Origin of the sequence: Paenibacillus paludis (assembly GCF_042610515.1) — a bacterium.
Lineage (GTDB): Bacteria > Bacillota > Bacilli > Paenibacillales > Paenibacillaceae > Paenibacillus_AQ.
Map to the genome: position 1 here is coordinate 639,536 of NZ_JBGJZP010000001.1, position 25,570 is coordinate 665,105.

Sequence of the window (25,570 nt, forward strand, 5' to 3'; positions counted from 1 at the left end):
TTATTCTCCGTACTTTTTCATATAGCTCTGAGCCATAATCAACTCTTCTGAAATACCTTGCTCCATTTTAGAAATTACAACTTTAGGGGACTCTCCAAGCTTTTGTGCTAAAACAAAGGCTTGGGTCACTTGCTGCTCGGAAAGTTTGCCATGCTGAATGTACTTATTCATTTCTTCTTCAGCTAACTGAACTCTGGGTAATGAGTTTCCACTATGTAAAACGCTCTCTTGCGCGAAGATGCTGCTCCATTGCCCGTTTTTCAGCTTTTCGCTTAACAAATCACCAAACGGCTTGCCCGTTACAAAGGATAGCCTATCAGCAATCATGATATCGTCTGGTGTAGCCCCTTGAATTTGCATTAAAATCTCAAGCTCATCAGAATTAAAAGATCTTGGAACAAAATCCGGGTGCTTATCATGATATTGTATAAAGAGATCTTCCCAACTTTCCCCGGAACCTTTGGCCTTAAGCATGTTATTCAAATCATCTATGGTTCCAAAATTTTGATATAAGAAGTCGTAGGCAATTGAAACATCAGCACGACTATAGCCGCTTGCAACCAACTGTTCGATTTGTTTCCGATATGCCTCCTGGACGTTGAACTCCTTAAGAAACTGTTCAAATGTGCTCCGGACTACTTCGGATTGCATGCCCGCATTACTCATTCCAACACTATCTTCAACCCCCTCCTTAGAAGGAGAGGCAACTTTTGCGTAGGCAAAAACCCCTGCCTGAAATACAAATACCAGAATTATTATAAGAGCTGTACCTTGAATGATTCGTCGTTTGTTCATTCTTCTTAACTCCTCTATCTGTAGTTAGGATTAATAGCCTGAATTTCTTGCCGTATAGCTTCACCTGGGTTTTGCGGTATTACGTCTTGCACAGTTGGCGGATTAATATCAGGAAGCGGGGAATCTTTTTTCTCGTCAGAAGGAGTTGCCGTTTCAGAGTTTCCCCCTCTGGCTTCACTGGTCACCTCTTCCTTGCCTTGCTGTAATTGGTCCAGCATTGCCTTCTCAAGAATTTCCATAGTTACGATTTCGTTCTCTTTTAATGTAATGGTTTTTTGTTCCTTTTTTTCCTGATACGATTTCTTATCCGTGATGTAATCCTGCAGATCCAGCTCAATTTGAAGGGAAAGTAAATACTCATTCATTACTGCTTCCATCGAACCAAAATCCTGCTGTAAGGTAAGAATTAACTTAACAGACTGTACCTCACTAAATTGATCATTAATTTTGACGAACGCTGATTGCAATTCCGCTTCAGCCAACTGGGTATTTCCCGCCAGTACTGTCGGGCTCTCAACTGTAGTAACAGTATTGTCTATCACTTCCTTCAACTGCTGCATGATTCTCTCGGTCAACAGTTTGGCCTCCATAATTTCATCATCCTGGAAGCCCTTCTGCCGAAGTTCATTAAGCACTTCCTCACCTAATCCGGCCTCATGAAGCAGATTTGAACGATTTATCTTATCTTCCTTATTGTTTGCCGGAGGCGGATTTTTTAATGTCTCAGTGATCTCTCTCCATGAAGAGCCTGAATTCTTCATCTCCATAATTTGATTTACAGCCACTCCGGTAAGATTAGAAAGATCCGCAGCGGTCTGTTCATCTTGTTGCTCAGAAGACATTTCTACAGCCGAATCTTGGTTCCACTTGGGGAAGGTAACAATGGCAGCTTCGGCCAGTAAGGCTACTACGATTGCAATGGATATATATTTATACTTGCGATTGTGAATCATCCTGATTCTCCTTCAAAATCTTTTAATCTGCCACAACTTTAATGTGTGTTTCACCCGTTATCTTCGATTTAAATGTCAGTGTAGTGACTTCTCCCGACCATGAGGTTCCCGGAACAATATTCTGATCTACAGAGAGAGTGATTTTTCCAGCCGTATATGTTGCAGTCAAATTTGAACCTGCAATTCTTCCATTGGAGAGATCTTTGGCTGGGGTAAAATCATATAAGTCTATTAACTCAAGTTCATTCGGATCATAAGTCACTACGAATTCCAGTTCACTGAAATCTTGTACATTTTGTGCTAGTAAAGTAAGGCTACTCTCCTCGTTCTTTTTCACTTTAAGAGTGTAATCCGGACTAGTAGTACTCTTCTGAAGCGAAGGGCTCCATGCAGTAACCCCTGTAGCATTCTTGGCCCTTACCCTATAATTATGAGCAGTTCCTGAGAGAAGTTTATCGTGCAGATAGGTTGTATTATTACTAACATCTATAGTTTTTCCATCGATTTCAAGCTGGTAACTATTAGCCCCCTCCATCTTCTGCCAATGCAATTCAATGGATGTGTCTTTAGCAAACCCATCTATCTTTGATGGGGAATCTGGCAGATCGGGAAGTGTAGATAGGGCTAACACTGCAACCCAGTCCCCACGTTCATTTCCCTGCTTCACTCGAATTTTATAAAGATGGTACTCTTCAGCATGAAGTCCGACATGGTTATAAATTGTATTTGAGGCGTTATCGAGCAATTTTCCATCCACTTCAATTTCATACCGCGCGTCCTGCGCAACCGTATCCCACGAGAGGGTAATCGATTTATTCGTTACTACAGCGACAATATTAGTTAAGGCTTCAGTATTAACTCCCGTCGGCATTGTAGTCATTGTTATAGGTTTGGACCATTCACTGTTCCCGCTAATATTCTTAGCCCTAATTCTATAGGTATGTAGGGAATTTGCCGTAAGCTGGTCATGCACAAATATATTCTCCACTACGTTGGTCACGACCCCATTATCAATCTCTATGTCATAACTATCTGTATGAGGAACGGTGTACCACGATGCTGTTATCTGACTCTCATCCGATGTCGTCATTATGTTTGTTGGAACATCAGGTATCTCAGGATGGGTGGTTACATCAAGAGGCGAGCTCCACGCGCTTTTTCCTCCAATATTGATAGCGCGAATTCTGTAGGTATGCCCGCTGAGTGCATCTAACCCATCATGGGTGTAACTGGTCAAATTTTTATTGTCCATAATTAGCCCATCCACTTCAATTTCATAACCACTGGCTCGCTCCATCTCATTCCATTTCACAGTTACAGTATGTATATCCTGCACTGCGGATATTTTAGTAGGTACCTCTGGTGGATTAGGCCATGTCTTCTGATGAACTGGAAGACTCCATTCACTTACGCCTCCTGAGTTTCCAGCTCTCACACGATAAGTATGCTCTGTCGATGGTTCCAAACCTTTATGTATAAAGGTATTACTGTTTCCATTGTTAATCACGATTCCATCCGCTTCCACCTCATAACGTACAGCCTTTGGAACCAAATCCCAGGTTAGCGTGATGAATTTTTGAGTTAGTGATGTAAGTAAACCAACGGGAACAGCAGGCGGTTCAGACAATGTCAGCTTGGTAAACGGTTGACTCCAACTACTTGTGCCCCCTGAATTAATGACCCTAACTCTATAAGCATGTTGAGTATTAGGTGACAATCCGTTTTGAGTATAGGTATTAGAAGTTCCATTATTAATAATCATGCCATCTGCCTCTACTTCATAACTTAACGCATGGGCTGACGGAGGCCAGACAATTTTAATCCATTGCTGTGAAGCTTCTGCGGTAATACCTTTAGGTGCTGCAGCTAATGTGGTCCCACTTACAGAAGCTCCAAAACCTGTCTCTATCCCTTCATTATTTCTCGACTTAGTTTTGAAGGAGTAGGTTGTGTTTTCGTTTAAACCATTAAGAATAACCGTCTTATTGGCTGGAGTAAACCATACAGGTGAAGAGGCAAGACCCCCGGATGAAGTAACATAAGAAGAACCCGTTTGAATTAAATATTGGGTCGGAGAAGAGTTCTGATCATGCAGCAACAATTTGAGAGAGGTTTCACCATTTGACTGAATGGACAATGACGGTACCTGAGCTTTCGTGTAGACATTTTGCCCATGAACCGCGATATTCCCCACTTTGTCTCTGGCTTCAAATTTGGTGTAGATTAAAGCATTGGAATTCAATCCTGAAGCTGAGAAACTGGGAGCCGTTGTCCATCCGCTGGACTGGTTCCCAATAGTATACCGGTATGGAGCGGCATCTAGCCCTGAAATGGAGTCTGTAGCTGTTCCCGATAATTGAACTTGTGAGTCTGAGGCTGTAATATTTACGTTCCCTACAGAAGGAGGTGATTTATCTACAAGGACAGTGATTGAATTCTGGGTATTGGCCTTTCCGTCACTGGCTGTAAATCGGATGGTATGACTTCCTTCGGATAGAGTAGATACATTCAAAGGACTAAAAGATACTGTTTGTGCAGTTGCTGTATTTGTTACCTTTTTGGTCTCCCTGGCTTCTGTCTCCGAATCTATAAAATACTTAAGTTCAAGCCGGTCCCCATTTGAATCTGTTGCATTAACCACAGGAATAAATAAAGAACTGCCACTAAGTTGTTGTCCATTAGGTGTTGGGATAGTTATCGAGGGGGTTGCATTGGATACTAAATCCTTACCTAGATATTCATAGACCTCATTCCTCCATCCGTTGTAAAATTGGTTGGGAACGTGATGAGAATCTCCCGCAACTACAAGCAGATTGATTTGGGTTGGGAGGTCACCGTCGAGTCTCCCTCCTTGTTCTGTTATGAAATCACCCGAGGTGGTGGTAAATGTGTTGATCGTATTTACCTGGTTCAGGTTTTCGACAAGTCTATGCGTGTGATAAGTTGAATCGGAACTTGTGTTTGAATTACTCATAGAAACATAGAGACTTAAGTATCTAGTCCGCTGGTAGCTATCCCAAAATGTTTGAGAGCCTGAGGTCAATACTGCCACATTATCCAATACTATCTCGTAGGAAATCTTTCTTGACGACAAATCAAAGCGTATATTTTTGAGCGTAAATCCTGGCATGTCCAAAGTTATTTCCGCAATATTCCCCATGCTAGGCTCCCAGTCAGCCGTTTTTCTGAAACCGTCAAAATGAATATCTGCAAAGTTAACAATATTAGATTCGCCTGCTGCCTTGACATGTGAATTTCCTGGGTATGATTGCAGAAAAATCATTATAAAAACACAGAAAACTGAAGTCCATTTTTTCAACATATATCTCATAAATTCTCTCCTACCGTTAAAAGGCTTAATATATCTGGGTTTGTGAATCTACTCTATGCTATATGTAACCTCGGTAAATTCATTAGTACGGGCAGAGAAAATACAAGTGTTTATAGCAGCTTTATCGCTGGTTTGAATGCTATAGACAATTTTCCCAGGTTCAAAACTAATCACATTTATTGTTGTTCCTTTAATTATTCCGGTCTTAAGGTCTGGATCGGGAGTTTCTGCACGAAGATCAAACACCTCAAGATCATTGGCATTGTAGGTTACTGTAACTTTCCGCTCCGTCTTACCATTCTTCTGCGGGATTACCATTACAAAATTAAACTGAGTATCTTTTTCCGGTTTAATCGTTAGTGCTGGGGTAGTGACTTTCTTTAATTTGTCTGACCATGCACTAATCCCCTCTGTGTTCTTAGCCCGGACTTGATAAACATGCATCGTATTTGGCTCTAACCCGCTGTGTTTATACTCCGTATTATGAAAGCCTGAAACTAACTGCCCATCTATTTCCAGATCGTAACCGGATACTCCATTCACTGAATCCCATGAAAGCTGGATCGAGTTAACAGTGACTGTAGCCCGCAGGTTCTTGGGCACTTCTGGTGCAGTAACACCTGTAACAATAGTAGTCCACTCACTCCAATCGCTCACAACCTGAGTGGTTTTTGCACGTATACGATATGTGTGCTTCGTATTTGACAGCAACCCTTTATGTGCGAATGTAACCTTGCTGCCATTATCAATAATTTCACCATCAGCTTCTACCTCATAGCCTGTTGCCCCGGTAACTGAATCCCAGGATAACAAAATCTGATTGCTCTGGCTTTCAACCTTAACATTTCCAGGAATACCGAGCACTGTTGATATTGTCAGAGGATTGCTCCATTCTCCCAGGGAGTCTCCATACTTGGCTCTGACTCGATATGTATGCCAAGAATAGGGTTCTAGTCCTGTATGCTTATAAGAAACTGAATCTCCATTATTCAGAATTTCGCCGTCAAGCAGGATATCATATCCGGTCGCACCCTCTACCTTATCCCAGGTAAGATCAATACTTGTGTTTCTAGGCACAGCCCGCAAGTTTAATGGCTTACCGAAGGTAGTCGTTGCTGACACTAACCCGCTCCATTCCCCTGCCCCTCCCGCATTTATTGCTCTGACCCGGTATTTGTGGGTAGAAAAAGGATGAAGATTTTTGTGTAGGTAAATGTTATCGTCACACGCATGAACACTTGTACCATCCACTTCAATCTCGTAACTCACAGCACCTATAACCAGGTCCCATGTTATTGTGATTTCAGCACTTGTTGTTGAAGCCCGCACATTATTAGGAACTCCCGCATGCGTCGAATAGACAATAGCTTTAGTCCAAGCCCCCAGCGCATTTTCATTTTTCGCCCGTACTTTATAGGTGTGTTCTGAATTCAGATTTAGTTGTGAATGAATAAATTTCGTATTCAATTCATTATCTAGAATGTCTCCATCCACTTCTATGTCATATCCGGCCGCCCCGGAAACTTTATCCCATGATACATAAATAGAGTTCCCCTGTACTTCTGCTGTAAGATTCTGAGGAACTTCAGGAGTAGTGTAAATTGTGATTTTATCGCTCCATTCACTGACTCCGTTGTCATTTTTGGCTCTCACACGGTAATCATGTTTACTGTTAGACTTCAGGCTGTTATGCAAATATGAATTATCTGTAATGTTGCTGCTTATTACTCCATCTAATTCCAAGTCATAGGCAACTGCTCCTGATACAGCATCCCAATGCAAATTAATTGACTCATCGTCCGCAATACCATGCAGCTTGGACGGTACCCCAACAACAGTAGATTTAGTGATAATTTCACTCCATCCCCCTGATCCACTGCTATTCACAGCTCGGATGCGGAAGATCTTAGGCATGTTGGGATTTAAATCATTTTCCTGATAAGTTGTAACGTTCCCTATGTTATTTATGCTGTTATTAACCTCAATTTCATAACTGGTCGCTCCAACAATTTGTTCCCAATCCAGAGTAATTGTATGACTTGTTGAAGTCATATGGATATTTCGAGGAATAGCCGGTAAGGTCCAATATGGCGCTGTCATTGACCACTCACCTTTAATGTCTCCGCTATTTGCCCGAATACGATAGAAATGTTCAGTTCCAGGATTAAGTTTGTCCTCTGAAAAATTAGATTCACCGGTTAATGCGGTAACATTCTTATCAAATTCAACCTCGTACCCATCCGCATTAAACAGGGGAGGCCATTTCAGAGTAATAGCTGTGTCTGTCGCGCTCGCAATTATGGAAGGTATAGCAAAAGGCCTTAAAGATATTGAAGGAACGACTTCCCGAATCTGTTGCTGACTTTCCCATAATAATTTTGCCTGAGGATTCCCCAGATCATTGGCATACTCCATCTTCAGATCATATTTTTTCCCGGCTTCAAGCTGAATATTTCCTTGTTCAACATGCTGTTTCGTTGTCCAAGCATCTATAAGGAGCTGATCATCGATCCAAAGTCTAACTCCACCGGTGGTAGTGACTGAAAAAGTGTATTGATCCGAGTAGTTAGGCTGAATCTGGCCTGTCCACCTCACCGAAAAATTCTGATCAGCTATTCCAGATACACCTAAGACTGGTTGCCCTGACAAAGCAATCGAATCATCAATCTTCACGATTCTTTTACCAGTAAAGTTATTACTGCTGAAATATTCCGCCTTAAGACCAGAAAGAACATATTTTAATAGCGTACGTCCTTCTATTTCGTTCCCTGTATGTATAATGGGTCTTTGATTGGATATAACATTGCCGCCTACTGCGAATACCCCTCCTGTATTAATGCTCAAATGATTATTTACACTGACATTGTCCCGAACGAAAAGGTCTCCTCTGGTTACATTTAGTTCAGCTTTTGAATTATTAGAAACAATCTCCCCTACAGACATTTCCTCATCTATATTCATAGTTACATAAGTGTTAATATTCATGTTGCCTTCAACTAGTATCCGTTTTGCTTCAAGACCCAGTGATCCATTGTTGTAGGTCAAAGAACCTGCCAGCAGCTCATTATCCACATGTACATTTGAATTATTGTTTAAATGAACAGTACCTTTTACCCATAGGTTTCCAAGGTTTGACTCCTTCTTAGGATTAATAACATTGATATTCAACTGTGCATTGGCATTTAACCCGCCTCGGAGAATTAAAGATCCATACACGGTTATATTTAGATTTTGGTTAGAGTTAATACCGTCTGCTATTAAAATAACAGGCTGTTCCTCGCTCCCAAAGGTAACACTTGATTCTAAATTCAGCTGTCCTGTAGTCACAATTGCGGGCTTCTTGCCTATTGAACGGATAGATTCCTGGATAGCCATAACATCAGCAGATCCTGTTGGGACTGCACTCTGAGTGTACTTTTGTATATCTTGTTCAATGGCTTCAGCTTGTTCTCTGATATGTTTGGAAATTTCCCCTTGCAGCCCGTTTATATGTATAAATGGAGGAGCGTTATGTACATTAGTTATGCTTCCGGACAGAAGAACCTTGTTTCCTTCAACTTTATTGGGTTCGAAGGGAAGACTGATTTGAGGCGGTACGAGCGTGGGTGTAAATATGTTCACCAATGAAATTTCTAAACGGTTCAAAGCAGTTTCAATTCCAGGCCCATTAATTTGACTTAATGTAAGTCTCCCATCTTCTACAGCAACCTTTTTCTTGATTGTTCTGTGCTGACCGGCTTCGAGCGATAATCCTTCCATAATCACCTTGCCTTCAACTGCGAGGGCATTGTTACTGCCGTAAACACTATCACCTACCGTTACTGAAACTTCATAGGTACCGTTATCTAGCCCGATTTCCCACTTCCCGTCAGGATGAATACGAGTCAAAGTATTTAAGCCGGAATTATCGTAGGTATTCCTTGAGACTGTAGTATCGGTATGGTCAATGTTCCAGCCATAAGAGTAATTATTTTTCGAACTAAAAACATCCCCAGAATCCGTGAGTCCCTTCTCTCGTACAGGAGCTTTTGGGGGCTGAAATTGAATCTGGATCGAATCTCCCTGGGCAGATATCTTCATCTCTGAGATTCCAAAAAAAGGCGCCACAAATTGAGTCAAAATAATAAAACATAATAATTTACTTACAAAACTCATCCTTCTAGTCATAAAGACCCTCCGCTCAAAAAATAAAATTCTGATATGTATAAAAATAGGCGCAAAAAAACCACTAAAAGAAGCGGCCCGGCTACCATTCATAGGACTAACTGATACTGTCCTGTGAATAAGGCCCGTGGCTTTGCGTCCCTGACTTTCGTACAGGTTTGCCTTTATAGTTCTAATGGTTAGTTCAAGAGAATCAAGATTTCTTTAACTATTCTTACAATGTGTATTCTGCATGGCAATAATAACCTATAATTGAATCAGTTAATATTGTTTTTTTTGTGAACATTAAATCATTCAAAATTGTTAAATTTTAATAGACGCCACTCTAGATAACGTAGAGCTTCCCTCCGCCAGCTCACCTCCGTGAAACTCCTTTCAATAAGTATTGATTTCGATGTGTTCTATAGAGATTCCAAACTATCCTAGGGGTAAAAAACCGCATCGTTAAGTAACCTTGCCATGGCGACGTAGCATTCAATATCCATTAACCTGAATTATTCACAGCTTAACCTATATTCCATGGAAACGGCAGTAGAATCAAGAGATTTGACGTTTGAAGAGTCTCACCCAATAGGTGAAAAAACAGATGGAAAAAGAGCCTGATCTTTGGTAATGTTAATGGCGTCGAAACCGCAACATTTCCCTTAGGAGGCTCTTCCATGACTAGTTTACAAGAATACAAGATGAATTCCAACCCCGTGATGAAAGTGAATTTTAAGGGCGGCGATCTCACATCCGATGCCGGGTTACTTTTATACAAGTCTTTCGATCACAAGCTGGGCTTGAGCCAAACGATCAAAGAGCAGCTTGTTGTCCATGACAACGTGGTCCACCGGGATCATCCCAACGCCGATGTGGTCATCCAAAAGCTTTATCAACACGTGAGCGGTTATCATCCTGATGACCATGCTGATGATTTGCATGCGGAGCCGCTGTTCACTTCCATCTTCGAAAAAGAACGGCTTGCTTCTCAGCCCACATTATCCCGTTTTCATGCCAAATCGGACACGGCTACCATCGAATCTCTCGAAATCATTACGGAAACCCTGCAGTCCCGAGTCTAACAAGGCTTTCATCCATTGTTTTGCTTTGACGGATTGACAGGCGATTGCCTGAAAGTACAGCTGCGTCCCGGTAATGTATATGTCTCGTGATGTGGTATCTTTTATGAAGCCGCTGTTTTACCGCTATGAAGCCTTAGCGCCAGGCGCTTTCATACACCTTCGGGAGGATAGTGGTTTTTCCGTCCCGGAATTGTATGAGCTAATTGAAGCCCAGAAGAAACACTACGTCATTCGCCTGAAAGCCAACGCCCGACTTCAAGCGCTGGCACAGGCCATCGCCAACGAAAAGCTGGATGGGACTTGCCTGGGTCAACGCCAAGTGGTTGTGGCCGAGGTCCTTTATCAAGCCAAAAGCTGGAGCCGGGAGCGTCGTGTCGTGATTCACATGGAAAAGCCAGCAGATGAGCTCTTGTTCCATTTCATCTACATCGTCACAAACCTGGAGTTAGAGCCGGAGGATATCCGGCGGGTGTACCGCAACCGCGGGCGGATGGAGAACTTTATTAAAGAAGCGAAGAACGGCTTTGCCTGCTCTAAAATGAGCAGCACGAACTTCCAAGCCAATGAGGTCAAACTGCAGATCTCGATGTTAGCATACAATTTCAATAACTGGTTTCGCCGTCTTTGTTTGCCGGAGAGCATGCAACCAAACCGGATGGAAACGGTTCGCAGCTGTCTGGTAAAAATAGCGGCCAGGCTAGTTCGTTCCGGAAGATATTGGATTTGGAAGCTGTGCAGCTCCTGTGTGTACAAGGACGCGTTCAAACAAACGCTAGAAAATATAGGTCGGATTCCACAGCTGGAATGAAGGTAGACAGAGCCTTTAAAAATCAAAAAAAGAGGCGCTAGACCCATTAGAGATTTCCTTGGCTTTTGAAAACCATAATTATGCATATTTATAATTATATAACAATTTATGCATGCGACCTTTCTTACGATCAATGAAAGGCTCAATTCGAATACATTACGTTTTAATTTATGCTTAATTATACATATTTACCAGTTTGGCTTTTGGGCTGTGAATATTTCAGGTTTACGTAATATTTGCCTGTGCCTGCCGGTTTCAGATAAGCCGCTTTCCAGGCATTCCATTTGGTTTTTACCGAGTTGTCCATACTTGTCTGTGTGACATGGTTAGGCTTGATTGTGCCGCTCGTATAAGTCGTATGCTGAGGGAAAGGTTTGTTTACAGCAGCAAATGCGGAACCAGCCGGCAGGATAAGTAGCGCCAGACAGAGTAACAAGAAGCTTTTCCAGCCAAGTTTATGCTTGCCTCGTCTTTTCATAAATGATTCACTCCTCAATAGTAGAATAAGAATCAATTGCGAAAATTAACCGGCGAAACCAGAGCTCCCCCCTCTCAAATGGATCAATGAAACTTTCCGGCAGCAGCAGTGAAAGTTAAAGCGTTTTAACTTTCACAACAAAAAAGATAATTCAGTTTCCTGAATTCGTCATGAAAGTAAGAACATCTTTAATATATTATCCCTGTTATTTTCTGTCAATCAGTATTGTGTCTTGGATACCGAAATCAAAAAGCTGCCCCCATCCGCAGATTGCCTGCAGGGGACAGCTCGTCCATCACATTCTATTTAAAAAGCCTCTTCTACTCGATATCCTGTTGCATATGCTCAGCGATCAGCTGCTGCTTGCGGTCCCACACCTGCTCGCTGAGATTCACGCGGTACACCTCAGGATTGAGTATGCGCAGATACTCAGGCCAGAACAGGTCGAGCTGCTCCTGATGGTAGCGGCGGATCTCATCCAGCTCCGGTAATTTATAAACCTGGAAACCATTGACGTAGATTGGCTCCAGCATCGGCAGCGCCTCGTAACGGTCCACATGCTTCTTCATATAGGGATGCAGCGGATTAAACAGCTTCAGCCGGGCACCGCTGCGCGGGCCAGTTTCTTCAGGGAAGCTGATATAATCGGCCAGCGCCTTACCATTGGTGCCGACAATCCGGAACACTTCCTTCTTGCCCGGCGTTGATACTTTTTCGGGGTTGGAGGAGATTTTGATCGTCGGTACCATTTCACCGGAAGGGGACTCAATCTCCACCAGCTTGTACACTCCGCCGAGAGAAGGCTGATCGGATGCCGTAATCAGCTGTGTTCCCACACCCCAGGTATCTATGGCAGCTCCCTGCGCCTTCAAGTTCATGATCGTGTTCTCATCGAGATCATTGGAAGCGACGATCTTGACATACTGCAGTCCGGCTTCATCGAGCATCTTGCGTGCCTGGCGTGACAAATAGGCCAAGTCTCCGCTGTCGAGCCGGATGCCGTTCATACGTTTACCCTCTGCCTCCAGCTTCTTCGCGGTGTTAATCGCATGCGGCACACCGCTGCGCAGCGTGTCAAATGTATCCACCAGCAGCGTAACGCCATCCGGCAGCACCTTGGCATAAGCATCAAACGCCTCCTGTTCGCTGGCGAAGCTCTGCACCCATGAATGGGCATGTGTGCCCTTCGTGGGTATGCCGAACATTTTGCCGGCCAGCATATTGGAGGTGGCATGGAAGCCGCCGATATAAGCCGCACGTGCTCCCCACACCGCTGCGTCGGCTTCCTGAGCACGCCGTGTGCCAAACTCAAGCAGAATATCATCCGGCGCCACCTGCTTGATACGGGAAGCTTTGGTGGCGATCAGCGTCTGATAGTTCATGAAGTTCAGGATGGCAGTCTCCACAAGCTGAGCCTCCATGATCGTTCCTTCCACACGGATCAGCGGCTCATCGGGAAAGACAAGCGCTCCTTCCTTCATGGAATGGATGCTGCCCTGAAAATGAAACTGCAGCAGCTCCTCCAGAAAAGCAGGTGCATAATTCTCCTCCTGCTCAGACAAGTAACGGATGTCTTCCTCAGTGAAACGCAGTTCACTGATGTACTGAGCGATCCGCTCCAGGCCCGCGAACACAGCGAAGCCGTTCCCGAAGGGAAGCTTGCGGAAATAGGCTTCGAATACAGCCTTGCGTTTATGGCTTCCATTCACCCAGTGGGCGTACATCATATTAATCTGATATTTGTCCGTATGTAGAGCAAGCTCTCTCCTCAAATCCTCATCTCCTAGTATCTTCACTGCTGCATCTGCAGGTGCTATAGTTTTCTCTATTTTGCGATAACTACTTTTGCTCCAAGGCTGCCCCGGAAATGGCCCAGCGCCCAGATATGCCCATCGGCATTAAAGCTCGCCACAGCGTCTTCGTGTATGATGATTTCAAAACCTTTGTTATATGCATCCACTGCAGTATGCAGCACACAAATATCTGTACATACCCCTATCAGATGAAGCTCGGCAATCCCGCGTTCACGCAGTTTCAGCTCCAAATCCGTGCCGCTAAAGGCGCTGTAACGGGTTTTGTCCATCCAATAGATGTCTTTCTGGTTCGCTTCATATACGTTATGCAGTTCCCCATACAGCTCACGCCCCCGGCTGCCGCGCAGATTATGCGGTGGAAACAGTTTGCTCTCCGGATGATAGGAATCATTGGCTTCATGTAAATCTACCGCCATCACCACGAAATCGCCACTCTTCACAAATTGCTCCGTCAACTGGTTCACTCTGGACGCAATGTCTATGCCGGGCTGTCCAACAGGCAGGCTGCCGTCAATAAAATCATTGGTGAAATCGATCACGATCAATGCCTTCATTTAGTGACCTCCTAAAAGTTTTGTGAGCATCTACTCCATTGAATAGCTTCGTACAAAACTGCTTCGAAAGCATACGCTAAGTCTGGTGAGCATCTACTCCATTGAATAACTTCATACAAAACCACTTCGAAAACATCCGCCTGGTTTTGTAAGTATCTGCTTTAAGTATAAATTGATAATAATGGCTCGTGGTCCGTAAACATATAGAGCTGGGCAGGGCGCTGGGAGTATTGGTTGGAGCTGAGCGGATTGCCTGCTTCATCGCTCACTTCCTTTAATATACCCTGCCGGCTGCGGGTTGACGTAATTTTGCGGATAAAGTTCGGTTCTTTAAATTCCGGCACTACGGTCTGAATGACCTGATACAACTCGCTCAGCGTAAAATGCCGCGGTAAAAACTGTCTGGCTATCGTCGTCTGCAGCATTTGCTGCTGAATCCGCAGATAGGCGTCGTTAATAATATCACGGTGGTCAAAAGCCAGCTCCAGCTCTTCGAGCGCTTCCTGCAGCGTAAACAGCCCTACCTCACCCGCGTCATCGGAGGCTTGTCTCTGCTCCAGCATCCACTCCTCCACCAGTGCGAAAAAGGCGTGGCTGATAATCCAGCCGCGCGGATCCCGGCCTGGTGTACTGTAGACACCAAGGTATTCCAAATGTCCGCCGTCCACACCGGTTTCTTCCTTCAGTTCACGTGTGGCTGCATCATATATAGATTCATCTTCCTGGCAGAAGCCACCCGGCAAGGCCCACATGCCCTCGCAAGGCCATTTCTTCCGACGGATCAGCATGACTTTCAGTTCGCGCAGCGGAAGCGTCTTCGTGACCGTCTTCCGTTCCCGTTTGGTCAGGGTAAACATGACAATATCGGCCGGAACTCCGTCCGGTGTACGGTACTTTTTGGCGTTATAGTTTTGTTCCGCGTTCTCGCTCACTCTAGATCATCCTTTGCTGCAGCTTTAATTTAACTGTTCGTATCTTTTAATGTACCAAACCTGAACTTCTAAAATCAATTAATTATGATGTCCTAGCTGAAAAAAGGGACGGATCTGCATCCGCCCCCCGAAATTTATTTAATCACCGCATGTGGACGGAGGCGCTTCAGTGCCGGCTTCCACATTGATTTTTTCCGACACGGTGTCTCGGATTACAGAAATAACGAGCTGCAGCAGATAGTTAATATCGCTCTGGCTCTGCTGAAATTCGTTCACGACCGGTATGCCGTCAATTTCATCCTGCAGCACTTCAATTTCACGCTCAATCTTGGCCACCATCTCTTTATTCTTGAAGCTCTCAAAGGCCACAATCTCCTTCTGCTTCTTCTTGATCGTGGCGATCAGTCCCTGCACCCGTTCATGATTCAGAATCTTTTGCTCGGCCTGCTGGAAATGCTGCACCTCTTCGCTGGTCGAAATGAGTGAAGCGAGCTCCTTGGCTTTGCCCATAATATCCTCGCGCACGATCAGATCGCGGGTATTGTAGGTCGGCATGCCGTATTCGTTCAAACGCGGTTCTTCCTGGCTCACTGACATCGCTCCATTCCTCTATAATTAGAGGACAGCCGCGGCTTCCGCCACGCAATCCCCTTTAATGTACCATGTTTTCGTATCGGTAATTCTGACTTGCACCAAACTGCCGATGAGATCCTTCGAACCTTCAAAATGCACCAGTTTGTTGGCGCTGGAACGGCCTGAAAGCACTTGAGCGTTATTCTTACTCTCCCCTTCCACCAGCACCTCGACCAGTTCACCGAGCATCCGGTCATTGCTGATCCGGCTCTGCTCTTTAATGAGGTCATTCAGCCGCTGCAGGCGCTCGCTCTTCACCTCAGCGGGTACATTATCCTCCATCGCAGCCGCAGGCGTACCCTCGCGCGGTGAATAAATGAAGGTATAAGCCATATCATATCCTACTTCACGCACCAGCGACAGTGTTTCTTCGAACTGTTCCTCGGTTTCACCGGGGAATCCCACGATGATATCCGTCGTCAGCACGGCAGCCGGCACACTGGCCTTAATCTTGCGGACAAGCTCCATGTACGCCTCACGTGTGTATTTGCGGCTCATCTTCTTCAGAACGGCAGTACTTCCGGACTGTACCGGCAGGTGAATATGCTCTGCGAGATTTCCGCCTTTTCCCAGTACTTCAATCAATCTATCGTCAAAATCGCGGGGATGCGAAGTCATGAAGCGGATGCGTGGAATGTCGATCTTGCGCATATCGTCCATGAGGTCCCCGAATGTATAATCCAAATCCGTAAAATCCTTGCCGTATGCATTCACATTCTGCCCCAGCAAAGTCACTTCCTTAAAGCCCTGACGGGCCAGCTCCCGAACCTCGGCGATGACATCCTCCGGACGGCGGCTGCGCTCCTTACCCCGCGTAAACGGTACGATGCAGTAGGTACAGAACTTATCACAGCCGTACATGATATTCACCCAGGCACGCATCCCCTCCCGTTTCTTCGGCAGGTTCTCGATGATGTCGCCTTCCTTGGACCAGACTTCAACTACAAGCTCCTTGCTATAAACCGCTTCCTTAACAAGCTGCGGCAACCGGTGGATATTGTGCGTGCCAAAGATCATGTCAACGAAGCCGTATTTGGACATGATGCGGTTAACCACACCTTCCTCCTGTGACATGCAGCCACAGACCCCAAGCAGCAGACCCGGCTTCTCGAGCTTCAGCGTCTTGAGATGGCCCAGTTCCCCGAACACCTTATCTTCAGCATTCTCGCGGATCGCACAAGTATTCAGCAGAATAATATCAGCCTCATTGCGGTCTTCGGCAGCGAGATAACCCATTTGCTCCAGCATGCCTTTCATCGTTTCCGTATCATGCTCGTTCATCTGGCAGCCGTAGGTGGCGATGAAATAATAATGCTGTTTGTGGCGGTTTATCTCCCGGAACTGCTCCATGGCCTGATTTGTATCAGTATCTTCAAAGTTTATAACTTCTATTTCCTGCTTGCCCCTGCGCTTGCCCTCTTTGTAGTCCGGGTTGGAATTGATCTGTACGGTACGTCCTTTGATTCTATACGTAGTTTTGCCTTCTTCTTCACTGATGACTTTGGCATCAGAAAAATCAAAATACTTCGAGTAATCTTTCGAACCACCCTTGCCGAATTTTAAGTCCGGTGAGTTATTCCCCATTGTCATTATTCCACGTCCTTTATATTGAAGCTTTGTAAAATAAACTCTAGAATTTTATTCTTGCTAATAAAAAATTATAGCATAAGGATAAAATGCAATCCAAGTTTTACAATTTTAAAAGGCAATCTGGTAGAATAAACTATATCCCCTGATACAATTAAAATTCTACATACTAATAAACCCTCCTACTTTAATAAGTAAGAAGGCTCGTCTAAAATTATTATTTTGTACATTTATTATCTGCGGATATACATCCGTAAATAGACCAAATCGAACTTGGAATCCTTGACGCAAATACAGTAAAACATCTTCATAGCTGCACATCATCTCCCCTGAAAAGTATTGCTTGTTCCAAGTTTAGCAAAGCACCGCTACACATACGTTACACATTTCTACAAAAAACCACATATTACGATAAAATATTATATATTTTTCAGATATAATCATTATATAATGCAACGTAGAGGGGTACAGTAATGGCTTATATTTCAAGACATGACATCGATATCCATTATGAATACGAGACGGCAAAAAACACCAGTGACCGCACAGAAACCTTGGTACTTATCCATGGTCTGGGGTTTGATCTGAGAAGCTGGGACTTTATGGTTCCATATATGACTGACAACTACCATATTGTAAGATATGATCTCCGGGGTCATGGATTAAGCGGAAGCTCAAAGACTACCCTTGATAAACTGGCCGCATTATTTGTCGAAAATTTGCGAATGCTGCTGGAAGATCTCCAGATTCAAACCTTCCATATCATCGCCCATGGGGCAGGGAGCATTATTGCCCTGTATTTTGCCAAAGCGTATCCGGATCGAGTAAGAAGCACTGTTCTTTTGTCGCTTCCCTTGTTCAATTCGTCGGGGACAGCCAATAAATATAAGGACTACCGCAAAAAGCTGATGACTTATCAATCCATGCTGGCGCTTGCAGACCACGTGATTCCTAACGCAACCCTTTATCCGCGCCATAGCGCAGAAACGGAAGCGCTGTACAGCGCTTTTGCCAAAGTCACCTTTGACGTTTATCTGGAACTGCTGGATTTCTTTGCTTATGCACATAACGAGATTATGGATCTGTTCAAACAGCATACTCATCCGACATTAATGTTGACTGGGGAACAGGACCCGATGTATCCTCCCTATCTGTCCAGCCTGATTGCATCCGCCAATCCGAATTGCCGGTTTATGACCTTATACAATGCATCCAACATGGTTTTTTATGATCAGCCGGAGGAAACCTTTAAACAAATTGAAGTCTTTCTGAAGAGTAAGTGGATAAACAGGGCTCCTTTGGACCCTTTGCTGTTGAATTTGCATTCCGAATTTCTGGACATGGTTAACAATAATCCGGCCGGTAACGCCCCATCCGTACAATTGAAGATCAATTTACTCAACAGATTTACGGTTGCCGTAGATGATATTCCGATTATTAGTGGCTGGGGAAGGAGAAGCGCCAAGGATTTGCTGATTTATTTGCTGCTGAATCCCGTCGTCACCAGAGACCGGCTCTGTGAAGAATTATGGCGGGATATGGATCTTGTCAAAGCCAGAGGTCAGCTTCGGGTATGCCTCACCCATCTGAAGCAGCTGCTGAACAATGAGGTCACGAAGCTGATCTACAGCGATAAACAGCAAATTTCCCTGCAGACTGCTGTGGACTCCGATGTGCTGACTCTGATGGCGGAGATTAACCGGACTAATGAGGAAACTAATCCTGAACTGAAGGAACCACTGATTCATTCTGTTTTTGCGCAGATCCAGCCTGACCTATTCAGAAATCTAAACCAGGAATGGAACCTGCACCTGAGAGTCAAGATGGAGATTCAACTGGTTACACTTGCCCATCAGCAATCAGATTATCTCGCGTCTCAAGGCAAGTTCACTGCGGCTATAGCGTTTTTAAAATATGTACTTTTATTTAATGCGGAAGAGTTCGATGCCTACGAGCAAATCGCTAACCTGTATGAACAGAACCATCAAAAGCATGAAGCGAAGAAATGGCGGCTCAAGGCGGAACAATTGCAGCACACCAAAAGTATGTAAATTGTTAAATCATCATTGCTTCGTTAAATAGACACAGGCATTGTTGCCTCCGTATCCATGACTTGTAATCAGTACTTCGGATGTGGCTTTCGGGAGAGTCTTTGTGATTAATGGAAGATGCTCATAGCCAAGTTGATCTGTCCGGATGGTTCCGGGAATAAAATGATGCTGAAAGCCGAGCAAGGAGGCAATAATCTGCGCCAGGCCGCTGACGCTGAACGGATGGCCGATCAGCCCTTTGATCGAGGTCAGCGGTACTTCATGCTGAAAGATATCCATGGAGACTATATCCTCGATTCTGTCATTAGCGTCGTAACCCAAGGCCTGGCTGTTAAAATAGTCAGGTCTTCTGTTGCCCAGCACATCATTTACCGCCCGCTTCATATTCCTTCCGGTTTTGTCCTGGCCATTCACCGATTCAGCGTCATTATTCGTAGACACGGCGTCTACATAGCCATAAATAGTTGCATTGCGGCTAAGCGCATGTTCCTCGGTTTCCAGAATCAGGCTGGCAGCCCCCTCCGACAGTATGAAGCCTTTGCTTTTTTTGTTGAACGGCGAGCCAGAGTTCCAGATTTCCTGATTGAATGGCAGCGCTCTTATTTTTCCGAACCCGTACACCGTCACTTTATTGTTGCTGCTGTCCGCTGCACCTACAATCGCCGTGTTTATCTTCCCACTTTGCAGGTACAGCATGGCGTCCTCCAGCGCTTCAAGTCCGGCAGTGCAGCCGGTCGTTACCGTCTTCGATATTCCTGTCAGATGAAAAAAGCTGGAGATGGAGGAAGCCAGACTGTGATAATGCACCAACCCGCAGCAGTAAACGGGCATTTCTCTGAACTTGCCGGCAGATGCGTAATGGACCATTTCCTCCAGCGGAGTTGTACCGCCCATGGTGGTTCCAAAGAACACCCCCGTCTTATTGCCAGGGTCCGTCAGATCTAGTCCAGCCATCGCTAGTGCTTCGGCGCTTGTACTAATGGCCAGCTTGGAGATTCTCGGCAGAACCCGGTACTGCTTATCCTCCAGCGTCCCCAAATCCCCAAGAACTTCACCAACCCATAAAGGCTCCTGATTCGGTGTAATATCATTTCTGGCCGTGAAATCATACTCGCCGCTGATCAAATGATCCAACAAATCGTTATTGTTCTCTCCGTTAGGAACCTTCACGCCAAAACCGGTAATTGCTATTCGCTTATTCATCGTTCCCCACCCTTTTCCTGATAATTAATAAAAAAAAACAAAGAGGACTTCTCCCACCTGTGCGTTTTGGATGCTCCGTCCAAAACTCTCCCATGCGGTTGAAGCCCTCTCTGCTCATGATTGCCTTCCTCCTAAAGTTAACCGGCTGCCGTTCAGTTCAGTGTCTTTGTGGACTCGGACGTAAACGGAATGATCTCATCCATTCTGCCGCTTTGCACTTTGGCCGGCCACTGCGGATCACTGATCAGCGCTCTGCCGACCGCTACCAGATCAAATTCCGCTTGTTCCAGCTTTTCCAGCAGGCGTTCGATGTTATCTTCCTCATTTTCCTCCTTCACCGCACTGGTGAACTCGCTGTTGAGACCTACAGAACCTACCGTGATGGTTGGTTTGCCGGTGATTTTCTTCGTCCAGCCGGCCAGATTCAGCTCGGAGCCTTCGAACTCCGGCAGCCAGAAGCGGCGTGTGGAGCAGTGGAAGATATCGACTCCGGCATTGCTGAGCGGTGTCAGGAAACGGGACAGCTCTTCCGGTGTTTGGGCAAGCTTGGCAGAGTAATCTCCGCTCTTCCATTGCGAGAAGCGCAGCACAATCGGGAAATCCGGTCCAACCGCACGGCGGCAGGCATCAATAACCTCGACCGCAAAGGTAGTCCGCGCTTCAAGATCACCGCCATATTGATCGGTGCGCTGATTGGTCTTCTCCCAGAAGAACTGGTCGATCAGATAACCATGTGCCCCATGCAGCTCAATGCCGTCAAAACCGATCCGCTTGGCGTCTACGGCCGCCTGGGCAAAAGCAGCGATGATACCGTCGATCTCCTGCTGCGTCATCGGCTCTGTAATCTGCTGGCCAGCCAAATTCAGCCCGGATGGACCAATCGGCAGCGCTTCGGCATTCGGCAGCTCGCCAATGTTGCGGGCCATGCCGACATGCCAGAGCTGCGGAATGATTTTGCCGCCGGCGGCGTGAACTTCTTCCACAACCTTAGCCCAGCCGGCCAAAGCAGCCTCCCCGTGAATATTCGGAATATTCGGATGGCTGACGGCTGACGGATGGTTGATCGCTGTGCCTTCGGTTACAATCAGGCCTACTCCACCCTCTGTCCGTTTGCGGTAATACTCGGCAACCGCTTCGGTTGCTACCCCGTTCGGTGAATATGCCCGGGTCATTGGCGCCATTACGATCCGGTTTTGAAGTGAAAGCGTTCCAACCTGAAAAGGTGTAAACAATTTATCGGTATTCATATACTACCTCCATTTAATAATATAATTACTTTAAGTAAGGATATTATGACGCTAGTTGAAGGCAATTGCAAATCCTGGCAGCAGATCTTCAGGACAGCCGCTGCTGCGCAAAAAACCGGACAAAGGCAGATAATCTGCCCATGTCCGGTTGCCCTTCGCTATGATGTGTATTTTATAACTCCAGGATGCCGGCTTTGGGTGTAACATGGAAAGCCGCCGCCAGATCCGCCAGCTGGCGGTCGGTAATCTTCTGTTTGATTTCTCTGCCACCGATCAGGTTATAGACAATCGCCGCCTTCTCAATCGTTTCCACCAGACCAAAGGTAGCATCCATCGTGCCGCCGGTCACAAAAATGCCATGCTGCGGCCAGATAACTACCCGGTACTCCTTCATTTTATCGGCTGTGGCGCGGCCGATTTCACTGCTGCCGGGAACGATCCAAGGAATAACCCCCACGCCGTCTGGGAAAACCACCAGACATTCGGTGCACATTTCCCATAAGGTTTTGGTGAATTTCAGCTCATCCAGATCATGCGTGAAGGTCATGGCAATGACATTGGTAGCGTGGGTATGCAGTACGATCCGGTGGTTGGGGTCCACCTTCAGGCGCTCAATATGGCTCATGAAATGGGAAGCCAGCTCGCTCGTCGGCACGGCGTTGTTGCGCAGACCCCAGAGCACTTCTACGCTCTCGCCGCTGTCCGTGACACGCAGCACCCCGAGATTGGCTTCCGGGTCTTTGATTACATTCCGGAAATATTTGCCGGAGCCGGTGACGATGAAATATTTGCCGGCCAGCTCAGTGACCGGGAAGGTCAGGTTAATCGTCCGCAACGGTTCCCGTACGTTAATGTATTTAGCAACCTCATCCTCTTCCAGCAAATAGCTGACGTTACCGCCGTTCAGCTCATCCCAGCCGAGCGACCACATGTGATGGGTAATCTCCGACATTTCCTGAATAAATGGCGCCTCGATGCCGGCAATGTATCCTTTGGACTTCATTACAGATGTACTCATATGTCTTCTCTCCTTTATATACACTGCTTAATATAGTCAAGTCTTGGTTAGCCGTTGCCTATCTTGCCGCCAGCACTTCCTGCTCGTAGCTCTTGACCTCAGCCAGCCATTGTTCACGAACCGGTGTATTCTGCGAAGCGCAGTAATAATCCCAAACCGCGCCAAATGGATAGGACTTAAATTCTTCGACAAGTGCGAGCCGGGAAGTGTAATCACCGGCCAGTTCAACAGCCTTCAGCTCCGCTACTGGTTCCAGCATCGCACGCAGCAAGGCTTTGATCGTGTTGCGTGTGCCGATGACCCATGCCGCAATATGATTGATACTGCCGTCGAAGAAATCCAGACCGATATTCGTGCGCGGCAGCAAATCTCCGCGGACCAGCTCCCGGGCAATCTCCAGCAGTTCATCATCCATGGTCACCACATGGTCACTGTCCCAGCGGACCGGTCTGCTGACATGCAGCAGCAGCTGCTCGCTGAACATCAGAATGGAGGACAGCTTATTGGAAATCACTTCAGTCGGATGGAAGTGACCGGCATCGAGGCAAATCGCTTTCCCCCGGGTCAGCCCGTAGCCCATATAAAATTCATGCGATCCGACTACATAGCTCTCCGAACCGATGCCGAACAGCTTGCTCTCCACGGCATCAATATTATACTGTGGATCAATCTCTTCGCTGAACACTTCATCCAGCGATTCTTTCAGCCGCATCCGCGGCGCCAGCCGGTCCACCGGGGTATCCTTATAACCGTCAGGCACCCAGAAGTTGGTGACGCAGGGTTGTCCAAGCTCACGCCCGAAATGTTCGGCGATCCGCCGGGAAGCCTTGCAATGCTTAATCCAGAAGCTGCGGATGGCTTCGTCTGCATGGCTCAAAGTGAACCCGTCTGCCGCATTCGGATGGGAGAAGCAGGTCGGATTAAAATCAAGTCCAAGCCCCTGCTCCTTGGCCCAGTCTACCCACGATGCAAAGTGGCGCGGTTCCAGTTCGTCCAGATCCACCTTTTCATCTGTGTCGGCATAAATCGCATGCAGGTTGACCTTATGCTTGCCCGGAATCAGCGATAAGGCCTTCTCCAAATCCTGACGCAGCTCCTCTGGTGTGCCGGCGCGGCCGGGATAACTTCCGGTTACGGCAATCCCGCCGCTAAGCTCCTTATCCTTAAACAGAAAACCTCTAACGTCATCTCCCTGCCAGCAGTGCAGTGAAATCTTGATCTGTGCCAGCTTCTCCAGTACTTCATCCACATTAATGCCATGAGCGGCGTACAGTTTCTTGGCTTCGTTATAGCTGTTCATGATGCTCTGATCCATGGCGCATCCTCCTAAAAGTTTTGTGAGCGATACTTCCGGGAATATTCTTCGAGCAAAACTTGCTCCGGAAGCATACGCTTAGTTTTGTGAGCATCTGCTCCATCGGTTTACTTCGGGCAAAACCCGCTTCGAAAGCGGAGCTTATGCGCCTTCACTTGTAGCCGTTTCCGCTGCATTCAGCTCCTCCCAGCGGACCAGCAGCTCGCCAAGCTGCGGCATAGGCCGGGGTAGATAGGATTTGATCTCAAACGATTGCCCGATCAGTGTTCTGGCCTCGTGAATGTCCGCGACCTTGCCCGACTGAATCAGCTGCACCGCAATATTCCCCAGTGCGGTGGCTTCAGTGGGTCCTGCAAGGACCTCCTTGCCGATTACGTCTGCGGTCAGCTGGCACAGCAGCTCGTTGTTTGCTCCACCGCCGACGATTTGCAGCACTTCGATGGCTGTGCCAGTAAGCGCTTCGAGTTCTTCCAGATAGCTGCGATAGGACAACGCCAGACTGTCAAAGATGCAGCGTGCCAGTTCACCCGGCGACTGCGGAACAGGCTGGCCGCTCTCGGCACAGAATAGGCGGATTTCTTCTATCATATTATCCGGATTCAAAAAACGCGGATCATTGCAGCCAATCAGGCTGCGGAAGCCTTCAGCGGCAGCGGCCTGTTCAGCCAGCTCAGCAAAGCTGTAGCGGCTGCCGTCCAGCCTGCGCACCTCCTGGATCAGCCACAGTCCCATAATGTTTTTGAGGAACCGGTAGGTGCCATAAGCACCCCATTCATTGGTATAGTTAGCTTCCCTTGCACTCCGGTTATTAATCGGCTGATCCAGTTGAGCGCCAAGCAGCGACCAGGTGCCGCTGCTGATATATGCTGACGATCGCCCGCTTTGCGCCGGGATGCCAAGGACGGCGGAAGCCGTATCATGGGTTGCCACGCAAATGAGCCGGCATTCCGGCAGATCATACTGCAGCATCAGTGAATCACTGATGCTGCCTAGATCTTCACCGGGCTCGGTCAGCCCGGCGAACTGCGCTCTTTCAAGCTGAAGCAACGCAAGCAGCTCAGGATCGAAATCACGGCTTGCGAGATTGAGCAGCTGAGTGGTCGAAGCATTGGTGACCTCGTTGATCTTCCGGCCGCACAATCTATAGTAGAGATAATCGGGCACCAGCAAAATCTGATCCGCCTTAGCCAGCTCCTCACGGTCATGGACATACAGCTGATATAACGTATTAAATGTTAACTGCTGAATCCCCGTCTTGGCATAAACAGCTTCCGGAGAAATGAGCTTCGCCACCTCTTCCATGACCCCATCCGTTCTGCGGTCCCGGTAAGCATATACCTCCTGGATTCGGTTTCCCTCAGCATCCAGCAGGACGTAATCTACCGCCCAAGTGTCAATCCCGAGGGTGCATTTCGTCACACCCCCTGCTTTTGCTTTTTGCAGCCCGGTAATGATTTGCTCCAGTAAATAATCCACATCCCAGAAGCAGGAATCGTCGCGCTCGGTGAATCCATTGCTGAAGCGGTGAATCTCCTCCAGGGTGAGACTCCCGTCCACGATGGTTCCGAGCACTAGCCGCCCGCTGGAGGCGCCGATATCGACGGCGATATGATTGTTCATAGG

General features: G+C 46.5%; 18 protein-coding genes and 1 riboswitch. Of the genes, 3 read left to right on the plus strand and 15 right to left on the minus strand.

All coding sequences use genetic code 11. The features are described 5' to 3' along the window. Genes ACAN56_RS02815 through ACAN56_RS02830 form a run of 4 tightly spaced genes read right to left on the minus strand, consistent with a single transcriptional unit; the run spans position 1 to position 9,246 of the window. Complete coding sequence (locus ACAN56_RS02815) at positions 1-795, minus strand: hypothetical protein (RefSeq protein ID WP_379140259.1); 795 nt, start codon at positions 793-795, stop codon at positions 1-3. A 14-nt stretch (positions 796-809) separates the two neighbouring features. Further along, positions 810-1,748: a hypothetical protein gene (locus tag ACAN56_RS02820; protein WP_379140261.1), complete on the minus strand. Its 939-nt coding sequence runs from the start codon at positions 1,746-1,748 to the stop codon at positions 810-812. A gap of 22 nt (positions 1,749-1,770) precedes the next feature. Next, positions 1,771-5,079 (minus strand): fibronectin type III domain-containing protein, encoded by a 3,309-nt coding sequence (locus tag ACAN56_RS02825; protein ID WP_379140263.1) that lies wholly within the window; start codon positions 5,077-5,079, stop codon positions 1,771-1,773. Positions 5,080-5,127: 48 nt separating this feature from the next. After that, a complete protein-coding gene (locus ACAN56_RS02830) occupies positions 5,128-9,246 on the minus strand; it encodes a fibronectin type III domain-containing protein (RefSeq protein WP_379140265.1) in 4,119 nt (1,372 codons plus the stop codon). 66 nt (positions 9,247-9,312) lie between these two features. Next, positions 9,313-9,416, minus strand: a riboswitch (cyclic di-GMP riboswitch). 486 nt (positions 9,417-9,902) lie between these two features. Here ACAN56_RS02830 and ACAN56_RS02835 point away from each other — a divergent pair. Together ACAN56_RS02835 and ACAN56_RS02840 are read left to right on the plus strand one after the other, a co-directional pair. Continuing rightward, on the plus strand, positions 9,903-10,307 hold the full coding sequence (locus tag ACAN56_RS02835; protein ID WP_379140267.1) for a transposase: 405 nt from the start codon (positions 9,903-9,905) through the stop codon (positions 10,305-10,307). A 79-nt stretch (positions 10,308-10,386) separates the two neighbouring features. Then, positions 10,387-11,115 (plus strand): IS1380 family transposase, encoded by a 729-nt coding sequence (locus ACAN56_RS02840; RefSeq protein WP_379140432.1) that lies wholly within the window; start codon positions 10,387-10,389, stop codon positions 11,113-11,115. A gap of 178 nt (positions 11,116-11,293) precedes the next feature. Here ACAN56_RS02840 and ACAN56_RS02845 read toward each other — a convergent pair whose 3' ends face one another. The 6 genes from ACAN56_RS02845 to miaB all read right to left on the minus strand — a co-directional run bounded on the left by ACAN56_RS02845 (position 11,294) and on the right by miaB (position 17,116). Beyond that, positions 11,294-11,593, minus strand: a complete 300-nt coding sequence (locus ACAN56_RS02845; protein WP_379140269.1) for a hypothetical protein — start codon at positions 11,591-11,593, stop codon at positions 11,294-11,296. A gap of 320 nt (positions 11,594-11,913) precedes the next feature. Next, positions 11,914-13,365: a nicotinate phosphoribosyltransferase gene (locus ACAN56_RS02850; protein ID WP_379140271.1), complete on the minus strand. Its 1,452-nt coding sequence runs from the start codon at positions 13,363-13,365 to the stop codon at positions 11,914-11,916. 53 nt (positions 13,366-13,418) lie between these two features. Further along, entirely contained in the window at positions 13,419-13,961 is a 543-nt protein-coding gene (locus tag ACAN56_RS02855) for a cysteine hydrolase family protein (protein WP_379140273.1), read from the minus strand. 161 nt (positions 13,962-14,122) lie between these two features. Continuing rightward, positions 14,123-14,893, minus strand: a complete 771-nt coding sequence (locus tag ACAN56_RS02860; protein WP_038593164.1) for an NUDIX domain-containing protein — start codon at positions 14,891-14,893, stop codon at positions 14,123-14,125. Between the two features lie 138 nt (positions 14,894-15,031). Then, positions 15,032-15,448 (minus strand): YlbF/YmcA family competence regulator, encoded by a 417-nt coding sequence (locus tag ACAN56_RS02865; protein WP_341380381.1) that lies wholly within the window; start codon positions 15,446-15,448, stop codon positions 15,032-15,034. 60 nt (positions 15,449-15,508) lie between these two features. After that, positions 15,509-17,116 (minus strand): tRNA (N6-isopentenyl adenosine(37)-C2)-methylthiotransferase MiaB, encoded by a 1,608-nt coding sequence (miaB, locus tag ACAN56_RS02870; protein WP_038593167.1) that lies wholly within the window; start codon positions 17,114-17,116, stop codon positions 15,509-15,511. 470 nt (positions 17,117-17,586) lie between these two features. On the opposite strand from miaB, the gene ACAN56_RS02875 reads away from it, so the two are divergent. After that, complete coding sequence (locus ACAN56_RS02875) at positions 17,587-19,164, plus strand: alpha/beta hydrolase (protein WP_379140277.1); 1,578 nt, start codon at positions 17,587-17,589, stop codon at positions 19,162-19,164. 12 nt (positions 19,165-19,176) lie between these two features. Here ACAN56_RS02875 and ACAN56_RS02880 read toward each other — a convergent pair whose 3' ends face one another. The 5 genes from ACAN56_RS02880 to rhaB form a co-directional block, all read right to left on the minus strand. Further along, entirely contained in the window at positions 19,177-20,367 is a 1,191-nt protein-coding gene (locus tag ACAN56_RS02880) for a beta-ketoacyl synthase N-terminal-like domain-containing protein (protein WP_379140279.1), read from the minus strand. Between the two features lie 152 nt (positions 20,368-20,519). After that, positions 20,520-21,614, minus strand: coding sequence for an NADH:flavin oxidoreductase (locus tag ACAN56_RS02885; protein ID WP_038593172.1), 1,095 nt, complete (start codon positions 21,612-21,614; stop codon positions 20,520-20,522). 172 nt (positions 21,615-21,786) lie between these two features. Then, the gene (rhaD, locus tag ACAN56_RS02890) at positions 21,787-22,632 is read right to left on the minus strand and encodes a rhamnulose-1-phosphate aldolase (protein WP_038593177.1); all 846 of its coding nucleotides are present in this window, start codon (positions 22,630-22,632) and stop codon (positions 21,787-21,789) included. Positions 22,633-22,690: 58 nt separating this feature from the next. Then, positions 22,691-23,947, minus strand: a complete 1,257-nt coding sequence (gene rhaA / locus ACAN56_RS02895; protein ID WP_038593179.1) for an L-rhamnose isomerase — start codon at positions 23,945-23,947, stop codon at positions 22,691-22,693. Positions 23,948-24,088: 141 nt separating this feature from the next. Beyond that, positions 24,089-25,567, minus strand: a complete 1,479-nt coding sequence (gene rhaB, locus ACAN56_RS02900; RefSeq protein ID WP_038593182.1) for a rhamnulokinase — start codon at positions 25,565-25,567, stop codon at positions 24,089-24,091. Between the last annotated feature and the right edge of the window lie 3 nt (positions 25,568-25,570).

Excerpts from the sequence above, each read along its gene's own strand:
- rhaD (WP_038593177.1), bottom strand. The coding sequence starts at position 22,632 with ATGAGTACATCTGTAATGAAGTCCAAAGGATACATTGCCGGCATCGAG.
- ACAN56_RS02880 (WP_379140279.1), bottom strand. The coding sequence starts at position 20,367 with ATGAATAAGCGAATAGCAATTACCGGTTTTGGCGTGAAGGTTCCTAAC.
- ACAN56_RS02835 (WP_379140267.1), top strand. The coding sequence starts at position 9,903 with ATGACTAGTTTACAAGAATACAAGATGAATTCCAACCCCGTGATGAAA.
- ACAN56_RS02820 (WP_379140261.1), bottom strand. The coding sequence starts at position 1,748 with ATGATTCACAATCGCAAGTATAAATATATATCCATTGCAATCGTAGTA.
- ACAN56_RS02875 (WP_379140277.1), top strand. The coding sequence starts at position 17,587 with ATGGCTTATATTTCAAGACATGACATCGATATCCATTATGAATACGAG.
- ACAN56_RS02830 (WP_379140265.1), bottom strand. The coding sequence starts at position 9,246 with ATGACTAGAAGGATGAGTTTTGTAAGTAAATTATTATGTTTTATTATT.
- ACAN56_RS02840 (WP_379140432.1), top strand. The coding sequence starts at position 10,387 with ATGTCTCGTGATGTGGTATCTTTTATGAAGCCGCTGTTTTACCGCTAT.
- ACAN56_RS02825 (WP_379140263.1), bottom strand. The coding sequence starts at position 5,079 with ATGAGATATATGTTGAAAAAATGGACTTCAGTTTTCTGTGTTTTTATA.
- ACAN56_RS02855 (WP_379140273.1), bottom strand. The coding sequence starts at position 13,961 with ATGAAGGCATTGATCGTGATCGATTTCACCAATGATTTTATTGACGGC.
- miaB (WP_038593167.1), bottom strand. The coding sequence starts at position 17,116 with ATGACAATGGGGAATAACTCACCGGACTTAAAATTCGGCAAGGGTGGT.
- rhaA (WP_038593179.1), bottom strand. The coding sequence starts at position 23,947 with ATGGATCAGAGCATCATGAACAGCTATAACGAAGCCAAGAAACTGTAC.
- ACAN56_RS02845 (WP_379140269.1), bottom strand. The coding sequence starts at position 11,593 with ATGAAAAGACGAGGCAAGCATAAACTTGGCTGGAAAAGCTTCTTGTTA.
- ACAN56_RS02885 (WP_038593172.1), bottom strand. The coding sequence starts at position 21,614 with ATGAATACCGATAAATTGTTTACACCTTTTCAGGTTGGAACGCTTTCA.
- ACAN56_RS02815 (WP_379140259.1), bottom strand. The coding sequence starts at position 795 with ATGAACAAACGACGAATCATTCAAGGTACAGCTCTTATAATAATTCTG.
- rhaB (WP_038593182.1), bottom strand. The coding sequence starts at position 25,567 with ATGAACAATCATATCGCCGTCGATATCGGCGCCTCCAGCGGGCGGCTA.
- ACAN56_RS02865 (WP_341380381.1), bottom strand. The coding sequence starts at position 15,448 with ATGCCGACCTACAATACCCGCGATCTGATCGTGCGCGAGGATATTATG.